At 68.4% G+C, this 17,702-nt stretch carries 20 protein-coding genes; 11 read left to right on the top strand and 9 right to left on the bottom strand.

Annotation, left to right across the window (positions count from 1 at the left end; all coding sequences use genetic code 11):
* Positions 1-4: 4 nt before the first annotated feature.
* Positions 5-184, bottom strand: coding sequence for a 50S ribosomal protein L32 (gene rpmF / locus AC0CH8_RS14235; protein WP_055841808.1), 180 nt, complete (start codon positions 182-184; stop codon positions 5-7).
* Positions 185-432: 248 nt separating this feature from the next.
* Between rpmF and AC0CH8_RS14230 the strand changes: the two genes are divergently transcribed.
* Positions 433-870: an MAPEG family protein gene (locus AC0CH8_RS14230; protein ID WP_465240460.1), complete on the top strand. Its 438-nt coding sequence runs from the start codon at positions 433-435 to the stop codon at positions 868-870.
* Positions 867-2,492, top strand: coding sequence for a M28 family peptidase (locus AC0CH8_RS14225; RefSeq protein ID WP_465240459.1), 1,626 nt, complete (start codon positions 867-869; stop codon positions 2,490-2,492). The genes AC0CH8_RS14230 and AC0CH8_RS14225 overlap by 4 nt, the downstream gene beginning before the upstream one ends.
* A 37-nt stretch (positions 2,493-2,529) precedes the next feature.
* Here AC0CH8_RS14225 and AC0CH8_RS14220 read toward each other — a convergent pair whose 3' ends face one another.
* Positions 2,530-3,192 (bottom strand): MBL fold metallo-hydrolase, encoded by a 663-nt coding sequence (locus tag AC0CH8_RS14220; RefSeq protein ID WP_465240458.1) that lies wholly within the window; start codon positions 3,190-3,192, stop codon positions 2,530-2,532.
* 69 nt (positions 3,193-3,261) lie between these two features.
* Here AC0CH8_RS14220 and pabB point away from each other — a divergent pair, with 69 nt between their 5' ends.
* From pabB to msrA, 4 genes are all read left to right on the top strand, one after another.
* Complete coding sequence (gene pabB, locus AC0CH8_RS14215; RefSeq protein WP_465240457.1) at positions 3,262-4,998, top strand: aminodeoxychorismate synthase component I; 1,737 nt, start codon at positions 3,262-3,264, stop codon at positions 4,996-4,998.
* A gap of 60 nt (positions 4,999-5,058) precedes the next feature.
* Entirely contained in the window at positions 5,059-6,258 is a 1,200-nt protein-coding gene (locus tag AC0CH8_RS14210) for a pyridoxal phosphate-dependent aminotransferase (protein WP_465240456.1), read from the top strand.
* A 183-nt stretch (positions 6,259-6,441) separates the two neighbouring features.
* Positions 6,442-6,585, top strand: coding sequence for a hypothetical protein (locus tag AC0CH8_RS14205; RefSeq protein WP_204198529.1), 144 nt, complete (start codon positions 6,442-6,444; stop codon positions 6,583-6,585).
* A gap of 28 nt (positions 6,586-6,613) precedes the next feature.
* Positions 6,614-7,240 carry a peptide-methionine (S)-S-oxide reductase MsrA gene (gene msrA, locus AC0CH8_RS14200; protein WP_465240498.1) on the top strand — a complete coding sequence of 209 codons (627 nt, stop codon included), beginning with the start codon at positions 6,614-6,616 and terminating at the stop codon, positions 7,238-7,240.
* 284 nt (positions 7,241-7,524) lie between these two features.
* Here msrA and pdeM read toward each other — a convergent pair whose 3' ends face one another.
* Entirely contained in the window at positions 7,525-8,187 is a 663-nt protein-coding gene (pdeM, locus tag AC0CH8_RS14195) for a ligase-associated DNA damage response endonuclease PdeM (protein ID WP_204198531.1), read from the bottom strand.
* Positions 8,188-8,289: 102 nt separating this feature from the next.
* Here pdeM and AC0CH8_RS14190 point away from each other — a divergent pair, with 102 nt between their 5' ends.
* Positions 8,290-8,631 carry a hypothetical protein gene (locus AC0CH8_RS14190; protein WP_465240455.1) on the top strand — a complete coding sequence of 114 codons (342 nt, stop codon included), beginning with the start codon at positions 8,290-8,292 and terminating at the stop codon, positions 8,629-8,631.
* A gap of 119 nt (positions 8,632-8,750) precedes the next feature.
* Here the strand turns inward: AC0CH8_RS14190 and AC0CH8_RS14185 are convergent, their stop codons facing one another.
* The 3 genes from AC0CH8_RS14185 to AC0CH8_RS14175 all read right to left on the bottom strand — a co-directional run bounded on the left by AC0CH8_RS14185 (position 8,751) and on the right by AC0CH8_RS14175 (position 12,366).
* Positions 8,751-9,695: an aspartyl protease family protein gene (locus tag AC0CH8_RS14185; protein WP_465240454.1), complete on the bottom strand. Its 945-nt coding sequence runs from the start codon at positions 9,693-9,695 to the stop codon at positions 8,751-8,753.
* Positions 9,696-9,757: 62 nt separating this feature from the next.
* Positions 9,758-12,145, bottom strand: a complete 2,388-nt coding sequence (locus AC0CH8_RS14180) for a ligase-associated DNA damage response DEXH box helicase (protein ID WP_465240497.1) — start codon at positions 12,143-12,145, stop codon at positions 9,758-9,760.
* Positions 12,146-12,159: 14 nt separating this feature from the next.
* On the bottom strand, positions 12,160-12,366 hold the full coding sequence (locus AC0CH8_RS14175; protein WP_055841837.1) for a hypothetical protein: 207 nt from the start codon (positions 12,364-12,366) through the stop codon (positions 12,160-12,162).
* A 94-nt stretch (positions 12,367-12,460) separates the two neighbouring features.
* Here AC0CH8_RS14175 and AC0CH8_RS14170 point away from each other — a divergent pair, with 94 nt between their 5' ends.
* Positions 12,461-13,459, top strand: coding sequence for a ligase-associated DNA damage response exonuclease (locus AC0CH8_RS14170; RefSeq protein WP_204198535.1), 999 nt, complete (start codon positions 12,461-12,463; stop codon positions 13,457-13,459).
* A 52-nt stretch (positions 13,460-13,511) separates the two neighbouring features.
* Positions 13,512-13,784 (top strand): hypothetical protein, encoded by a 273-nt coding sequence (locus tag AC0CH8_RS14165; protein WP_465240453.1) that lies wholly within the window; start codon positions 13,512-13,514, stop codon positions 13,782-13,784.
* A gap of 127 nt (positions 13,785-13,911) precedes the next feature.
* Here AC0CH8_RS14165 and AC0CH8_RS14160 read toward each other — a convergent pair whose 3' ends face one another.
* The 3 genes from AC0CH8_RS14160 to AC0CH8_RS14150 are packed head-to-tail and all read right to left on the bottom strand — an operon-like array spanning position 13,912 to position 15,731.
* Positions 13,912-14,481, bottom strand: coding sequence for a Uma2 family endonuclease (locus tag AC0CH8_RS14160; RefSeq protein ID WP_465240452.1), 570 nt, complete (start codon positions 14,479-14,481; stop codon positions 13,912-13,914).
* Between the two features lie 22 nt (positions 14,482-14,503).
* On the bottom strand, positions 14,504-15,217 hold the full coding sequence (locus AC0CH8_RS14155; RefSeq protein ID WP_465240451.1) for an anti-sigma factor: 714 nt from the start codon (positions 15,215-15,217) through the stop codon (positions 14,504-14,506).
* Positions 15,207-15,731: a sigma-70 family RNA polymerase sigma factor gene (locus AC0CH8_RS14150; protein ID WP_239474426.1), complete on the bottom strand. Its 525-nt coding sequence runs from the start codon at positions 15,729-15,731 to the stop codon at positions 15,207-15,209. The genes AC0CH8_RS14155 and AC0CH8_RS14150 overlap by 11 nt, the downstream gene beginning before the upstream one ends.
* 188 nt (positions 15,732-15,919) lie before the next feature.
* Between AC0CH8_RS14150 and rpiB the strand changes: the two genes are divergently transcribed.
* Both rpiB and glyA read left to right on the top strand, forming a co-directional pair.
* Positions 15,920-16,393 (top strand): ribose 5-phosphate isomerase B, encoded by a 474-nt coding sequence (rpiB, locus tag AC0CH8_RS14145; protein WP_465240450.1) that lies wholly within the window; start codon positions 15,920-15,922, stop codon positions 16,391-16,393.
* Positions 16,390-17,700 carry a serine hydroxymethyltransferase gene (gene glyA, locus AC0CH8_RS14140; RefSeq protein WP_465240449.1) on the top strand — a complete coding sequence of 437 codons (1,311 nt, stop codon included), beginning with the start codon at positions 16,390-16,392 and terminating at the stop codon, positions 17,698-17,700. Before rpiB ends, glyA begins: the two co-directional genes overlap by 4 nt.
* Positions 17,701-17,702 lie beyond the last annotated feature (2 nt).

Raw genomic sequence — 17,702 nt, 5'->3', positions numbered from 1 at the left:
AGGCTTACGCCTCGACCGACACGACCTCGCGGCCGTTATAATGGCCGCAGGCGCCGCACAGCACGTGCGGGCGCTTCAGCTCGCCGCAGTTCGGGCACTCCTGAAAGGCCGCGACGGTCAGCGAATCGTGACCGCGACGCATGCCACGCTTGGAGGGAGAGGTCTTTCGCTTGGGAACGGCCATTGCGGCACCTTGTCGTGTTTATACCGGTGGAGACGAACGCGAAAAAATCGGGCACGGCCGAATTGGCCGCGCCGGCATTCCGGGTCCGTCGCGAAGCGTGGCGCTATAGCGAATTCGGCTGCGGTTGCAAGCGTCGCGACGTGCTTCCGATGCGGTCGGAGGTGCGTTTCGACGGCGGGGACTGGCGGCTTGCCGTGCCGCCACGGGCGGTCCATCCCGGATCCGATACCACAGGAAGGCCGACGACGATGATCCTGCCCATTTCGCTTACCATCGCCGCCGCGTGCGGTGCGCTCAACCTGTGGCTGGCGCTCAGGACCAGCGTCGGTCGGGTCAAGGGCAAGGTGATGATCGGCGATGGCGGCGATCCGACGATGCTGGCGCGGACGCGGGCGCATGCGAACCTGACGGAATACGCCCCGTTCGTGCTGATCCTGATCGCGCTGATCGAACTGGCGGGCGGATCGCCGACGACCTTGTGGTTGCTGGGGAGCGCGTTCGTTCTCGCCCGGATCGCGCACGGGATCGGCATGCTGCGACCCGCGCCCAACATCCTGCGCGCGGGTGGCGCGGTGCTGACGTGGCTGCTGCTCGCGGGGCTGGCAGGATGGGCGCTGGCGATCGTGGTGGCCGCGCCGCGCGTCGCCGCGGGGCATCCGATCGTGCTGACGGTGGCGCCGCAATGATCCGCCTGCTTCCCCTTGCGGCGCTGTTGCTCGGTGCCGCCTCCGCGCCGCCACAGGCGATCTCTCCGGAACGCCTGTCCGCGGACGTGAAGACGCTCGCCTCCGACTCGTTCGGCGGCCGTGCGCCGGGCACGCCGGGAGAGGCGAAGACGGTCGACTGGCTGATCGCCGCGTTCAGGAATGCCGGGCTGCAACCGGGCGGGCGCGGCGATAGCTGGACGCAGGACGTGCCGCTCGTGCGGACGCAGCTCGGCAGCGGCACGGTATCGGCGGGCGGGGCGCCCCTCGCGATCGGGCGCGACGTGTATCTGAGCACGGTCCGCCCGGTGGCGCGCGCGACGATCGCCGCCGCGCCGATGGTCTTCGTCGGCTATGGTGTCTCCGCGCCCGAGCGGGGCTGGGATGATTTCAAGGGTGTGGACCTGAAGGGCAAGGTCGCCGTCATCCTGGTCAACGATCCCGATTTCGAGGCGAAGCCGGGCGACGACACGGCGGGCAAGTTCGGCGACCGGCGCATGACCTATTACGGGCGCTGGACCTACAAGTTCGAGGAAGCCGCGCGGCGCGGTGCGATCGCCGCGCTGATCGTCCACGACACCGCCGGGGCCGGCTATGGCTGGGCGACCGTCACTGCGCCGGCGGGCGAGAATTACGACGTCGCGAAACCGGCTGCCTCGCGCGTGCTGCTGCAGGGGTGGCTGGAGGGGGCGGCGGCGACCCGCCTGTTCGCCGCCGCGGGGCTCGATCTGGCCCAGCAACGGAGAGCGGCCCGGCGCGCCGATTTTCGGCCGGTGATGCTGAAGGGGCAGGCGTTCGCAGCCGACCTGCCGGTGACGGTCACGAGGGCGGTCAGCCGCAACGTGCTGGCGCGCCTGCCCGGCAGCGGCCACGCGGATGAAGTCGTGATGCTCGGCGCGCACTGGGACGCGTATGGCGAGGGTGCGCCGGACGCACAGGGCCGCCGCATCCGCCCCGGTGCGAACGACGACGCGCTGGGCGTCGCCGGGCTGCTGGAGATCGCCCGCGCCGCTGCCAAGGGGCCGCGCCCCGACCGGAGCCTCGTCTTCGGCGTCTGGACGGGGGAGGAGCGGGGGCTGCTCGGGTCCGAAACCTATGCCGCCGATCCGGTGTATCCGGCCGCGAAAACGGTCGCGAACCTGACGCTCGACATCCTCCAGACGGGTGGCCCCGCGCGCGACGTGATGCTGGTCGGCGACGGTCAGAACGCGCTGGAGGACATGCTGCGCGACGCCGTCACCGCGCAGGGCCGGGTGGTGACGCCAGAGGCGCTGCCGGAGCGGGGGCTGTTCTATCGTGCGGATCACTTCAGCCTCGCGCGGCGCGGCGTGCCGACGCTGCTGCTGATGGCGATCAGCGGTGCGCCCGACCTCGTCACCGGCGGGCGGGCGGCGGGGCAGGCTTGGCTGGACGGCTATATGCGCTGCTACCACCAGACGTGCGATGCGTGGGATGCCGGCTGGGACCTGCGCGGCGCGGCGGCGGATGTCGATCTTGTGCGGACGGTGACGATGCGGCTGGCGACCTCGCGCGCATGGCCGGACTGGAAGCCGGGGTCCGAGTTCGCGGCGGTTCGGGCGAAGACGGCGGGGGAGCGGCGCTAGGCCAGCGTCGTCCTTGCCCGCATCGTTGGCCGACGCACTACTGCCCGGCCAGCACCGCGTCGCCGACAAACGCATTGCTGGCGCGTTCGTGCGCGAAGGTGCTGGCGGGGCCGTGGCCGGGGATGAAGGCGGTGTCGTCGCCGAGCGGCCACAGCTTTTCCACCACCGATCGCACCAGCTGGTCGTGATCGCCGCCGGGAAAGTCGGAGCGGCCGACCGATCCCTGAAACAGCACGTCGCCGACCAGCGCGAGATTCGACGGCGGGTGGTGGAAGATGACGTGGCCGCGGGTGTGGCCGGGCGTCTCGTATACGTCGAGCGTCAGGTCGCCGATCGTCACCATGTCGCCCTCGACCAGCCAGCGGTCGGGTTCGAACACCACGCCGCGGATGCCGTATGTGCGGCCGTCGTCGTCCAGCCGCGCGAGCCAGAACCGGTCCTCCTCGTGCGGGCCCTCGATGGGCACGCCGAGTTCGTCCGCCAACGGTTTCGCCTCGCCGGCGTGGTCGATATGGCCGTGGGTCAGCAGGATCTTTTCGACCGTGACGCCCGCCTGCGCGATGGCGGCGCGGATGCGGGGCAGGTCGCCGCCGGGATCGATCACCGCCGCCTTCATCGTCGCGGTGCACCAGATGATCGAGCAATTCTGCTGGAGCGGCGTGACGGGGACGATAACGGCGCGAAGGGGAGGCTGGGTCATGGCGGCTGCTTGGCGCAGGATCGCGCGCATGGTCAATGCTTGCCCTGACCGCGCGCAGGATGCATCTGCATGGACATGCAGCCGCAAACACCGTTCGTCCTGCTCGACGACGCCCGGCCGGGGGGCGCGCCCGCACGGCTGTACGCCGGGCCGGTGGAGGTGGTCGAAACCTATGATATTGGACAGGTCGCCGCGGTCCTCGATCGGGTCCGCGCCGGCATCCGCGACGGGCTCCACGCCACCGGCTTCCTGTCCTACGAAGCCGGTGTCGCGTTCGAGGCGAAGCTGGTTCCGGGTGCGGTGGCGACGCCGCTCGTCTGGTTCGGCCTGTTCGACGGCTGGACGCCGCCGCCGCCGCTGCCCGATCCGGCCGGTGCGTGGATCGGCGCGCCGCGGCCGCTGATCGAACGGGAGGATTATGAGGATCTGGTCCGCGCTATCCTCGGCCTGATCGCGGCGGGTGATCTGTATCAGGCGAATCTGTCGTTTCGTGCGGCCGTCCGCATCGTCGGCGACCCGCTCGCGGTCTACGCCCGGCTGCGCGGCGCGGCGGGGGCGGGATATGGCGCAGTGGTGTCGACCGGCATGGACACGCTCATCAGCCTGTCGCCCGAATTGTTCTTCGCACTCGACGGCGATCGGCTGACCTGCCGGCCGATGAAGGGCACTGCGCGGCGCGGCGCGACCCCGTCCGCCGACGCCGCGCTGGCCGCTGCTCTGGCGCTCGATGCCAAGCAGCGTGCCGAGAACCTGATGATCGTCGACCTGATGCGCAACGACCTGTCGCGCGTCGCCGTCGCCGGATCGGTGGCGGTGCCGGACCTGTTCGCGGTCGAGACCTATCCGACCGTCCACCAACTCGTCTCCACGGTCGTCGCGACGCTCGCCCCGGATCGCGACGCGGTCGACGTGTTGGCCGCGGCTTTTCCCTGTGGATCGATCACCGGCGCGCCCAAGGTCCGCGCGATGCAGGCGATCGCGGAGACCGAGCGAGCCCCGCGCGGGGCTTATACGGGCGCGATCGGGCATATCGACCCGGACGGCACGGCGATGTTCAATGTCGCGATCCGGACGTTGGCGACAGCCGGCGGCGACGACGTTGCGACGCTGTCGCTGGGCGCGGGCATCGTCGCCGATTCGGACCCGGCGGCGGAGTGGGAGGAATGTCTGGCCAAGGGAGCGTTCGTGGGGGAGGGGCATGTCGGCTTCGACCTGATCGAGACGATGGCGTTCGACCCTGAAGAGGGCATGCCCCTGCTGGAGCGTCATCTGGCGCGCATGAAGGCGAGTGCGGAGACGTTCGGCTTCGCGTTCGATCGTCACGGTGCGCGCAACGAGTTGCAGGCGGCGACTTTCCGCCTGCGCGACCCGTGCCGCATCCGCCTGTTGCTGGCACCCTCCGGCTCGGTGGCGGTCGAGATGTCGCCGCTGCCGCGCACCCCGGAGCAGGCGTGGACGGTCGAGATCGTCCCGCTGCCGGTGCCGCCGCACGACCTGCGGCTGCGGCACAAGACCAGCGACCGCGGCTTTTACGACGAGGCGCGCCGGGCGGCGGCCACGGACGAGGTGCTGTTCGAGCATGACGGGGTGCTGACGGAGGGTAGCTTCACGTCGCTGTTCGTGGAGCGTGACGGTGTATTGCTGACGCCCCCACCCGGCCCGCTGCTGCCCGGCGTGCTGGTCGCCGACCTGATCGCGGCGGGCCGCGCGCGCCCCGCAACGCTGACCCGCGCCGACCTGACCGACGGATTTTTCGTCGGCAATGCGTTGCGCGGACTTATTCCGGCAATTGTTGCGGTTGCGTAAAGGGCGTCGGCGCGGCTAATGGCCCCGCCCCTTGCCGGGCTGCTCTTTGGGACATCCGCCATGCACGCCTCCGCTGCGCTCGACCGCATCAGCCCGTCGCCGACCCTCGGCGTCACCACGCGGGTCAACGAGCTGAAGCGCGCGGGCGTTGACGTGATCGGCCTGGGCGCGGGCGAGCCGGACTTCGACACGCCCGACTTCGTCAAGGACGCCGCGATTCAGGCGATCCGCGACGGCAAGACCAAGTACACCAATGTCGACGGCACGCCGGAGCTGAAGGACGCGATCGTCACGAAGTTCGCGCGAGACAACCGCCTGACCTACACCCCGAACCAGATCAGCGTGAACGTCGGCGGCAAGCATTCGCTGTTCAACGCCATCGTCGCGACCGTCGATGCGGGCGACGAGGTGGTGATCCCGGCACCCTATTGGGTCAGCTATCCCGATGTCGTCCAGTTCGCGGGCGGCGTGCCGGTGATCGTCAAGGCGGGGCCGGAGGCGGATTACAAGTTGTCGCCCGAGGTGCTGGACGCCGCGATCACGCCGCGTACCAAATGGGTGATCCTGAACTCGCCGTCGAATCCCACCGGCGCGGCCTACACCGTCGACGAGCTGAAGGCGCTGGGCGAGGTGCTGTTGCGGCACCCGCACGTATGGGTGTTCGCCGACGATATGTACGAGCACATCACCTATGACGGCTTTCGTTTCGCGACGATCGCCGAGGTGGTGCCGGAGCTGTACGAGCGGACGCTGACCGTGAACGGCTGTTCGAAAGCCTATTCGATGACCGGCTGGCGGATCGGCTTCGCGGCGGGCGCGCCGTGGCTCATCAAGGCGATGGCGAAGTTGCAGTCGCAGTCGACGTCGAACCCCTGTTCCGTGGCGCAGGCCGCGGCAGCGGTCGCGCTGACCGGCGACCAGTCGTTCCTGAAAGAGCGCGCCGCCGCCTTTCAGGTCCGCCGCGACCTTGTGGTCAAGGCGCTGAATGACATTCCCGGCATGAGCTGCCCGACGCCGGAGGGCGCATTCTACGTCTATCCGTCGTTCGCGCCGCTGATCGGCAAGACCACGCCGAAAGGCGTCGAGATCGTCGATGACGAGGCGTTCGTGACCTACCTGCTGGACGATGCGCGGGTCGCGGCGGTGCAGGGCGCGGCGTTCGGCCTCTCGCCGGCGATGCGGATCAGCTACGCGACCTCGGACGCGCTGCTGACCGAGGCGTGCGCGCGCATCGCGGAGGCATGTGCCGCGCTGAAGTAATCGCGCGCTCCCGGACCGGGGGGCGCAGAGTCTGACAGCCACGTGAACGATCGACCCAGTCGAGGTTCAGTGTTGCAACGCTATGTTTCAGGACAGTCATCTTGTCGTGTCGTGGTGCATCCACGACATGGGAGGCAACGTAGCTTCGTCGGCAACCCGGCGAAGTCATCAAGGTTTGGGATTATGTTGAAGCATCTGAAGTCCAGTTTCGTGTGGCAGTTCGCCGGTGGCTTCGTGCTCGGCGCGGTCGGCCTGCTGGCGATCCAGCCCGCCGAAGCCACGCGCGAGCTGGAGCATCGCTTCGCTCCGACGCATCAGGTCCGCTGATATGAAGGCGGCGGCGCTGGGGCTGGGCATGGTCGCGATCGCCGCGACCTTTGCGATGAGCCAGGCGAACGCCGAGCGCGCCGTGCCGATTCCGGCGGCGCGCGCCGATGTCGCGCCGGCGCCCGGTCTCCAGTCGGCGATCTTCGCCGGCGGATGCTTCTGGGGCATGGAAGCCGTGTTCGAGCATGTGAAGGGCGTCCGCAGCGTCACCGCGGGCTATGCCGGCGGCACGCGCGCCACCGCGTCCTACGCGCAAGTGTCGACCGAGACGACGCGTCACGCAGAGGCGATCCGTATCGCCTATGATCCGCGGCAGGTCAGCTACGCGACGCTGCTGCGCGTGTATTTCTCGGTCGCGCACGATCCGACGCAGGTGAACGGGCAGATGCCCGACATGGGGCCGAGCTATCGCTCCGCGATCTTTGCGCAATCGCCCGACCAGGCGCGCGTCGCGCGGGCGTACATCGCGCAGCTAGACGCGACGCGCGCGTTCAGGAAGCCGATCGCGACGAAGCTGGAACAGGGCCAGTTCTTTCCGGCAGAAGCCTATCATCAGGACTTCTTCGACCGGAACCCGGATCATCCCTATATCCGGATGTGGGACAAGCCGAAGCTGGCCGCCTTCCGCGCCGGCTTCCCGTCGCTGGCGCGGTAGCAATCGTCCTGTATCGGTCGTTCTCCCTCTCCTTGGGGGGACTATTCCGAAACTTCTTCTGCCACTCCGGCGAAGGCCGGGGTCCAGTTGCGCTCTCTACGGTAATCGACGGACAACGGTGCCCAAATGGACCCCGGTTGACGCCGGGGGTGATTTGGTGATCATCCGCGGAGGTACTTTGCAACGGTTCGCTGCAAGGGAATGGATGGGCCGGGTGGAGCTTTGGCCGGCCGTACGCTGAAGCGCTTCACCCCACCGCCTCCCGGAAGGGAAGGGGCTGTGTATCAAGCCGCCAGCGGAAACCGCAGCAGCCGGTCCTCGACCGGGATCAGCGCCTGACCCTCGCGCCCGACCGCGGCGCGGAGGGCGGGGTGGTCGACGTCCAGCCCTCCCGTCAGCGAACCGAACGCCGGCAGCACCAGCTTGGTCGCGGTGGCGACGAAACAGCGGCGCGCCACCTGACGACCCCGCACCCGCACGCGCAGCTTGGGGTGGAAATGCCCCGATACTTCGGGCCGCACGTCCTTCGGGTCGGCTTCGTGACGCAGCACCAGTCCGTCGACGATCGCCTCGTCGAAAACTTCGCCACCACAGCGATCGAGGATCGCGGGATCGTGATTGCCGGTGATCCACGTCCAGCGCGTCGTCGTGGTCAGCCCCCGCAGCGTGTCCTGCGCCGCCACGGGCAGCCGGTCGCACCCGGCGACATCGTGGAAACTATCACCCAGGCACCAGATCTCCCGCGCCTGCGTCCGCTGCACCAGCACCTCCAGCGCGGCGAGCGTCGCCATCGAGTCATAGGGGGGCAGCAACTGGCCCTTGCTGGCGAACCAGCTCGCCTTCTCCAGATGCAAGTCCGCGACCAGCAACGCGCCGCGCGCCGGCCAGAACACCGCGCCCTCGGGCATCGCCATCACTGCGTGGCCGCCGAACGAAAAGGGAACCATGGCCTGCCAATGCCCCGCCGCGCCGGCCCGCGCAAGCACGGGATTGGCTTTCCGCCGCGACCGGTTCAGGGTGGGCGACGAACATTGCAGAAAGTCCAGCTCGTGATCCTACTCGCCGCCGCCTTGCTCCTGGCCCCCCAAGCCGCCCCGACCGGTGCCGACGCGGACGGGCGTTGCATCGCCGTTCTCGGTTCGATGGGGTCGAAGGGCAATCCGCAGACCGCCGCGATGGCGCAGGCGGGGATCCTCTATTACGTCGGTAAGCTGAAGGGGCGCAACGCGTCGACCAACGTCGGCGCGGTGGTGATGCGGGCGGCACAGCAGGCGACCGCCCAGAAAGCCAATCCGCAGAACGAGTTGAAGCGGTGCGGCGCGGAACTGAACGTCGCCGGCCAGTCGCTGCGCGGCGTGAACACGGGCAAGGCGCCGGCGCCGAAGCGCTGAGGGCTGTCGGGTTGGGGGCTGACGTTCTCGACAAATTACCACCGACATTCCAACTGGACCCCGGCCTCCGCCCGGGTGGCAGACGAGGTTTGCAATGGTCCCATGAACGGAACGGGCGCTCAGAAACCCGTCACGCTCGTGCCCGACACCCGCGAACCGCGCGGCAGGGTGAGGCGGATCGCGCGGTTGGCGAAGTCGATCTCGACCGCGCGGAACAGGCGCAGCGTCTCCATGCCCAGGAGCAGCGCGGGCGTGTCGCCGAGGCCGAAGCGCGCGAACGGCGCGGCGTCGGCGACCGCGACCGACACGCCGTCGAACGCGACCCCGCCGACCTCCAGCCGCTCCAGTCGATAGGCATCGGCGCTGAGCGTCGCGCCGCTCGGCGTGATGACGGACATCGCGCCCAGGAAGGGCGGTGGCTTGCGCGTGGCGATCCGCAGCAGTGCGGGGTTGGCGATCGTCACCGGTGAGCCGGTATCGATGACGACCGCGATCTTCTTCCCCCGCCAGCGCGCATCGGTGACGATCAACTGGCCGTAGAGCGACCGCGCGACGATGACGATCTCGTCCGGCGAGGATCGACGCAGCATCCGCTTCTTCGAGGGCGTCAGTGTCATGCGGTTGCGGTCGAAGTCGATCGCGACCTTCTGCCCCTGAAGCGCGTCGATTCCCAGCATGCCGATCGCGCCGAGATTGGCGCGCGTGAAGGTCGGCGCCTCGATCGTATCGGGGGTCAGCGCCTTCAGCCGCAGCATCGGCACGAGCGTGGTCGGCGCGACGACGCTGCCGCTCATCGTCATGACCCTCACGGTGCGGCCGGGCAGCAGCGCCAGCCGCGCGGCGAGTTCGTGCGACACGACCGTCCGCTCCGCGCCGGTATCGATGACGAAGGGCCACGAACCCTTGCCCGCGATCGACACGGGCACGGTCATGCGCAGGTCGGCCTCGCCGATCGCGAGTTCGTCGACGGGTATGTCCAGGGGCTGCGGAGGCACGATCTGGGAGGTGGCCGGCACGGCGAACGCCGCGGCGGCGACGAACGCCAGGGCGGCGATCCTCTCCATGCCAAGAGGCTGCGCCTGTGGTGCGGGTTTGGCAATGGGCCGCGCGGGGACGCGGGGCGGCTTCAATCGGCGCGCATCGCTTCCGCCGCGAGTGCTTCGGCTTCGATCAGCAGCGCGTCGTCGCCCGCATTGGTCGACACCTTCTCGCGTCCGATCAGCACCAGCACGGGCACCGCCAGCGGCGACACGCGGGGCAGGTCGATGTGCACCATCGTGTCGGCCGCGCGGTCGAGCAGATTAGCGAGCCGGCCGACATCGGTCATCCGCGCGCGGGCATCGTCCCATGCCGCCTGCAACAACAGGTGCGATGGCTCGTATTTCCTGAGCACGTCGTAGATCAGATCGGTGGAAAAGGTCACCTGCCGCCCGGTCTTGCGCTTGCCGGGATGCTGGCGCTCGACGAGCCCCCCGATCACCGCCACCTCGCGGAAGGCGCGTTTCAGCAGGTGCGACTGCTGCACCCAGTCGACGAACTCATGTTCGAGGATATCGGCGGAAAACAGCGAGGCGGGGTCCGTGACCTTCTCCGCGGAAAAGCAGGCGATCGCGTAATCGTTGGCGACGAAGCCGAGCGGCTTCAGCCCCTGCGTCTCCATCCGGCGCGTGACGAGCATGCCGAGCGACTGGTGCGCGTTCCATCCCTCGAAACTATAGGCGACCATGTAGTTTCTTCCCTCGCGCGGGAAGGTTTCGACCAGCAACTGATCGGGCTTGGGCAGGATCGAGCGGGCTGCCTGCATGTCGAGCCATTCGTGCACGTCGGGCGGAAAGCGGTCCCATTCCGATGGCGTGGCGAGGAAGCGCCGGACGCGGTCGGCGAGGTTGGTCGACAGCGGCATCCGGCTGCCGCCATAGGTCGGGATGCGGGCGGGGCGGCTGGTGGCGCGGACGATCAAATCCTCGGTGTCGATCTTCTCCACCTCCAGGCTCAGGCCGGCGAAGAAGAAGGTGTCGCCGTGGCTCAGTGTCGCGGCGAAGCCCTCTTCGACCTTGCCGAGGTTGCGCCCGTTGCGGAAGCGGACGTTGAGCATCGTCGCCTCGACGATGATGCCGGCGTTCAGGCGGTGCTGCGCGACGAACTTCGGGTGCGCGATCCGCCAGAGCCCGTCCGCTTCCTGCACCAGCCGCTTGAACCGGTCATAGGCGCGCAGCGAATAGCCGCCGTCGCGGATAAAGCCGAGCACGCGTTCGAACGTGTCCGCGGTCAACGCAGAGTAGGGCAGGGCGGAGCGCACCTCGTCCAGCAGGTCCTCCTGACGGAACGGACCCGCGCAGGCGCACGCCATGACGTGCTGCGCCAGCACGTCGAGCGCGCCGGGGCGGAACAGGTCGGGGTCGAGTTCGCCCGCCTCCACCGCATCGAGCGCAGCGCGCGCCTCCAGATATTCGAAGCGGTTGCCGGGCACGACGATCGCCTTCGACGATTCGTCCAGCCGGTGGTTGGCGCGGCCGATCCGTTGCAACAGCCGCGACGATCCCTTGGGCGCGCCCATCTGCACGACGCAATCGACATCGCCCCAGTCGACGCCGAGATCGAGGCTGGCGGTCGCAACCAGCGCACGCAGCTTGCCGTCCGCCATCGCGCCCTCGACCTTGCGCCGTGCCTCCAGCGCGAGACTGCCGTGGTGGACGCCGATCGGCAGGCCCTTGTCGTTGGCCTTCCACAAATCCTGAAAGATCAGTTCCGCCAGGCTGCGGGTGTTGCAGAAGACGATGCTGGTCCGGTTCTCCTCGATGACCTTCATCACCTGCGCCGCGGCGTAACGCCCGGAATGCCCGGCCCAGGGGACGCGATCCTCGGGCAACAGGATGGAAATGTCGGGGTCCGCGCCCGGCTCGCCTTGCACCAGGCTCACGGTGTCGATGTCGCCGTCGGGCGCGAGCCACGCACGGTAGCCGTCGGGATCCGCGACCGTCGCCGACAGTGCAACGCGGCGCATGGCCGGCGCGATCCGTTGCAGGCGCGCCATGCACAGGGACAGCAGGTCGCCGCGCTTGCCGGTGGCGAAGGCATGGACCTCGTCCACGACGATCGTGCGCAGGCCGGCGAACATCGTCAGGCTGTCGGGATAGCTGAGCAGCAGCGACAGCGATTCGGGCGTGGTCAGCAGGATGTGCGGCGGCTTGACCCGCTGCCGAGCCTTGCGATCGGACGGGGTGTCGCCGGTCCGCGTCTCGACCCGGATGTCGAGGCCCATCTCCTCGACCGGCGTCACCAGATTGCGCTGGATGTCGACGGCCAGCGCTTTCAGCGGCGACACGTACAGCGTGTGCAGTCCCTCGGTCGGGACCTCGATCAGTTCGGTGAGCGTAGGCAGGAAGCCGGCGAGGGTCTTGCCCGCGCCGGTGGTCGCGACGAGCAGCGCATGCCGCCCGGCGCGACCCTCTGCCAGCATGTCCCACTGGTGCCGCCGCGGTCGCCAGCCGCGCGCGGCGAACCAGTCCGCCAGCGGTGCTGGGAGCGTCAGGTCCGGTCGTGCGGCTTTTCCGTCGCCCCGTCCTTGTACAGGTCGTGCGTCGCTTGCTCCGTCCGGCGATGTTCCTCGGGCGTGATCGCCTTGTTCTTCTGGCGCGCCCAGATCATCACGCCCAGCAGGACGAATGCTCCGACGAACACCACGATCACCCAGAGGCTGCCGTCCGCCCAGTTGCTCGCCACCTGATCGTTCATGATCCATTCCTTCTCTATGTCGGGCTAAAGAACGACAGGGGCAAGGTTTTCGATCCGGGCGGCTCCATCCGACCCGGTCGCGCGTACTAGCCGCATGGCGAAACTCGGCGACTGGATCGAACCGCATCCCCACGGCATCTATGTCCGCCCCGCGGATGCGTGGATCGATCCGTCGGAACCGACACCGCGGGCGCTGGTGACGCACGGTCACGCCGATCACGCACGCGGCGGGCACGAGCGGGTGTGGGCGACGCCGGAGACGCTGGCGATCATGGATGCGCGCTACGGTCCGCAAACGGGCGAACCGGTCGCCTATGGCGAAAGCATCCGGATGGGCGATGTGGAGGTGGGCTTCGTCCCTGCCGGGCATGTGCTGGGATCGGCGCAGATCGTGCTGGACTATCGCGGCGAGCGGGTCGTCGTGTCGGGCGACTACAAGCGCCGCCCGGACCCGACCTGCGCGGCGTTCCAGCCGGTGAAGTGCGACGTGTTCGTCACCGAGGCGACCTTTGCGCTGCCGGTGTTCCGCCACCCGGATACCGGCGACGAGATCGACAAGCTGCTGGAGCGATTGCACGCCAATCCCGATCGCTGCGTCGTGGTCGGGGCCTATGCACTGGGCAAGGCGCAGCGCGTGATCGCGGAACTGCGCGACCGCGGTCACGTCGCGCCGATCTACATCCACGGCGCACTCCAGCGCCTGTGCGAACTGTACGAGGAATTGGGTGTCCGTCTGGGGGAGCTGATCCCGGCGACCGGCGTGCCGAAGGCGGCAATGGCGGGGCATGTGGTGATGTGTCCACCGTCCGCACTCAACGATCGCTGGTCGCGGCGGCTGCCCGATCCGATCACGGCGATGGCATCGGGATGGATGCGGGTACGGCAGCGCGCGCGGCAGAAAAATGTCGAGCTGCCGCTGATCCTGTCCGATCATGCCGACTGGGATGAACTGATCGATACGCTGACCGAGATCGCGCCCAAGGAGGTATGGGTGACGCACGGGCGCGAGGACGCGTTGGTCCACTGGTGCATGACCCGCCAGATCAAGGCGCGGGCGCTGGCGCTGGTCGGGTTCGAGGACGAGGACGATTGAGGGAACAGGCCGCCGCGCTTGTGCGCTTCAGGTTGAGAAGAGGAGATTTTTCATGGCCGCAGACCGACTTACGATCGACCCTGCCACCGTATTCGACAATGTCGACGACCGCCGCGTCGAGTTCGCCGCGGACATCGGCGACCAGCGCCGGGCGTTCGCCGCGCAATACGACCTGCTGGAGGCGCTGGGGGCCGAAGTGCCGGACGATCGCGCGGTCGCGGTGTTCCGGAAGCATGTCGACACGATCTCGGCGATCGGGGCCAAGGCGCTGGCGCGTAACGAGGACGAGGAGCTGGTGGTGATCAGCGAGAACGATCTGGATTGAGGTGGAAGTGTTGAGAGGATGGGGGCGTCGCTGACTCGGACGTTACGTCTGCCTCAGCGAGGCGGTCAGGCCAAGACCATGACGCTCTGGATTGCTTCGCTACGCTTGCATGATGGCGGCGCCAGTATCAGTCAAGCGTGATGGTCGCATATGTGCCGGGGACAGCCAGCGTTTCGCCGAACGGCACTAGCCGTAGTGAGGCGTAGTCCCCGTCGACGGGATGCTCGAAGACGTGGGTGACCGATCGCTTGCCATCTACGACCCAGTAATGCGGGACACCGGCGCTGGCATAGAGCAGGCGTTTCACGCCGAGGTCGCGGTCCGCGGTCGTCATGGCGATCTCGACTGCCAGCAATATCGCACCCGCCTCAACGGAACGATGTCCTTCGTACGGGGCGGACAACAGTCCGACATCACAGGCGACGATCGTGTCGTCGCCCAAGTCGATCGCGACCTCCCCGCGAAGACGATTGCGAGCATTGGGAAGCACCGCCCACAGTTGCCCGATCAGTTCGGCCTGCCGACCCGCATGCTCGTTCATTGGCGGGTTCATGCGGACGAGTTCCCCTTGGACAAGCTCGATCTGGATATCGTCGAAGGCCCCCGCCTCGACCATGTGCAGGAATTCCGCCGCGGTGAAGCGCGCCGTGCCGCCGGTATCGCCGGTGACTGATGGAAATCGCGCAGGCTTGTTCATGCCCATCCTCCTACCACAGCCGTCAGACCGCCGACAGCGCACCCGTTGCGACGACCGGACCGGTCGGCAGCCCGGTCGGCGATCCCCCCGTTGGCTCGACCGAGATCGCCAGCGTCGTTCCCGGCACCAGTCGAGCCCGATCCGCGGCCGCCAGTCGCAGTTCCGTGCCCGCCGCTGTCAGCAGGCCGAGCGGGTGCGGTACGCCGTCGCCGCCGATCGCCCATAGCTGCGCGACGCGCGCGGCGGGCACGGTGGGTGCGGCGGCGATGCGCAGCAGCCCGTTCTCGGGATGATAGGCCGCCGCGACCGGAGACTTGGCGTCGCCCAGCGCCGCGATCAGCAGCGTGCGCGAGCCCTCCTGAACCTGCGGCACGGGTGCCGGCAGCGGTGTCGGTGCGGGGCGGAGCGCGATGACGACCAGCAGCACGGCGGCCAGCGCGCTCATCGCCACCGCGATCAGCGGCCACGGTGCGCGCCGGGTGCGCGACGGCTTCGGTCCGCCGAGCGACTCGTCGATGCGGTCGATCAGCCCCTCCGGCGCTTCCGCCTCCGGCCACAGGTCGAACAGTTGCGCGAAATACAGCCGCCAGCGTTCCACTTCCGCTGCGAAAGCGGGTTCGGCCAGCACGCGGCGCAACGCCGCCGCGCGCTCTTCGCCGTCGAGCAGCCCCAGCGCCAGTTCCGCGGCAGCCACGTCCTGTGGCTCGGGATCGTGGGTGTCGGGCTCAGGCGTCACGGTCTAGGCACTCCTTCAGCCGCGCGAGGCCGCGTCTTATCCAGCTTTTCGCGGTGCCCAGCGGGACGCCGCGCGCCTCCGCATAGTCGGCATAGGTCATGCCGTCGAAGAAGGCGGTGCGGATAGCCTCTCCCTGACGCGGTTCGAGTTCTTCCAGGCAGTGACGCAGCGAGTGGCGCTCACCCGCGGCGACGAGTTCCGATTCGGCGTCGGGCGCTGTGTCGGGTATGTCGGATGCATCGTCGATCGGGCCGGCGCGCCGTACCTTCTGTGCCCGTCGCCAGTCGATCGCGCGATTGCGGGCGATCGTCGCGAGCCACGTGATCGGGCTGGCGCGGCCGGGTTCCCACGCACCGGCGCGGCGCCAGATGATGAGGTAGACGTCATGAAGCACATCCTCCGCCGCCTGGGTGTCGCCACAGATACGCAGCACGACGCCGAAAAGCTTCGCGGAGGTCAGGTGGTACAATTCGCGGAACGCGGCGCGATCCTCGCTGCCGGTCGCGATCAGCATCCGGGCGAGGTGGGCGCGCGCTTCGTCGCTGGCGGGGCGGGGTTGGGTCACAGCCAGGCAGCGTAGCGGCTGGCGCGGTGGCGGCAAGCTGCGATCGCAATGCTTTGCGGGTGATGCTTCGGGGTGGCGTTTGCGGCGGCCTGCGGCTATGGCGCGCGCCATCCCACGCGATCAAAGGACTCCAGCGTTTGCGTATCGCCATCGCCTCCGATCACGCCGCCGTCGCGCTGAAATCCTCGCTGGCGAGCTGGCTGTCGGAGCAGGGGCATGACGTGTTCGATCTGGGGGCGGACGGGACGGCGTCGGTCGATTATCCGGATTATGGCTTTGCGCTGGCTGCTGCGATCGGGGACGGCCGTGCCGAGCGGGGTATCGCGCTGTGCGGTTCCGGGGTCGGCATTGCGATTGCCGCCAATCGCCATCCCGCCTGCCGCTGTGCACTGGTGTCGGAACCGCTGTCCGCTGCGCTCGCGCGCCAGCACAACGATGCCAACGCCATTGCGATGGGCGCTCGCCTGATCGGTGAGGACATGGCCAAGGCTTGTATTGCCGCCTTCCTGACCACCGAATTCGAAGGTGGCCGTCATCAACGCCGCGTCGACAAATTGTCGACCAGTTTCAGTTCTGTCGACACATTGTCGGCCAAGGAGTTCGCCGCATGAGCACGCAGCCCCGCACCCTGTCCGACGTCCAGCCGGACGGCTTCTTCACCCGCGAGCTGGCCGACGCCGACGCCGCCGTCTTCGCCGGGATCGCCGCCGAACTGGAGCGCGAGCAGACGCAGATCGAGCTGATCGCGTCCGAGAACATCGTGTCGAAGGCCGTGCTCGCCGCGCAAGGGTCTGTGTTCACGAACAAGTATGCGGAGGGCTATCCGGGCAAGCGCTATTATCAGGGCTGCGCACCGTCCGACACGGTCGAGACGCTGGCGATCGAGCGCGCCAAGCAGATCTTCGGGTGCGGCTTCGTCAACGTGCAGCCGCATTCGGGCGCGCAGGCGAATGGCGCTGTCATGCTGGCGCTGGTCAAGCCGGGCGACACGATCCTGGGCATGAGCCTGGACGCGGGCGGTCACCTGACGCACGGCGCGCGCGCGGCGATGTCGGGCAAGTGGTTCAACGCGATCCAGTATGGCGTCGACCCGGTCACGCACCTGATCGATTACGATCAGGTCGAGGCGCTGGCCGTGGAGCATCAGCCGAAGCTGATCATCGCCGGCGGCAGCGCCTATCCGCGCGTCATCGACTTCGCCCGCTTTCGCGCCATCGCGGACAAGGTCGGCGCGTATTTCATGGTCGACATGGCGCATTTTGCGGGAATCGTCGCTGCCGGCCATCATCCGACGCCGTTCGGCCATGCCCATGTCGTGACCACCACGACGCACAAGACGCTGCGCGGCCCGCGTGGCGGCATGATCATGACCAACGACGAGGCAATCGCGAAGAAGATCAACTCGGCTGTGTTCCCGGGACTGCAGGGCGGGCCGCTGATGCATGTCATCGCGGCGAAGGCCGTCGCGTTCGGCGAGGCGCTCCAGCCCGACTTCAAGAGCTACATCGCCGCGGTGGTGGAGAACGCCAAGGTGCTCGCGGCCACGCTGAAGGAGCGCGGCAGCGATGTCGTATCCGGCGGCACCGACACGCATCTCGCGCTGATCGACCTGACGCCGCTCGGCATCACCGGTCGCGATGCGGACGAGGCGCTGGAACGGGCCGGCATTACCTGCAACAAGAATGGCATTCCCAACGACCCGCTGCCGCCGGTGAAGACCAGCGGCATCCGCGTCGGCTCGCCCGCCGGCACCACGCGCGGCTTCGGCCCGGCGGAGTTCCGCGAGATCGGCCATATGGTCGCGGATGTGCTCGACGGTCTCGCCAAGAAGGGCGAGCATGGGGACCCCGAGGTCGAGGCGGACGTTCGGACCCGCGTGCGGGCACTCTGCGCGCGCTTCCCCATCTATCAGGGCTAAAC

The sequence above is a fragment of the Sphingomonas sp. AC435 genome, from assembly GCF_979253005.1.
The sequence above is the reverse complement of the archived record's forward strand: the minus strand, read 5'-3'. Positions and strand labels throughout refer to the sequence as shown.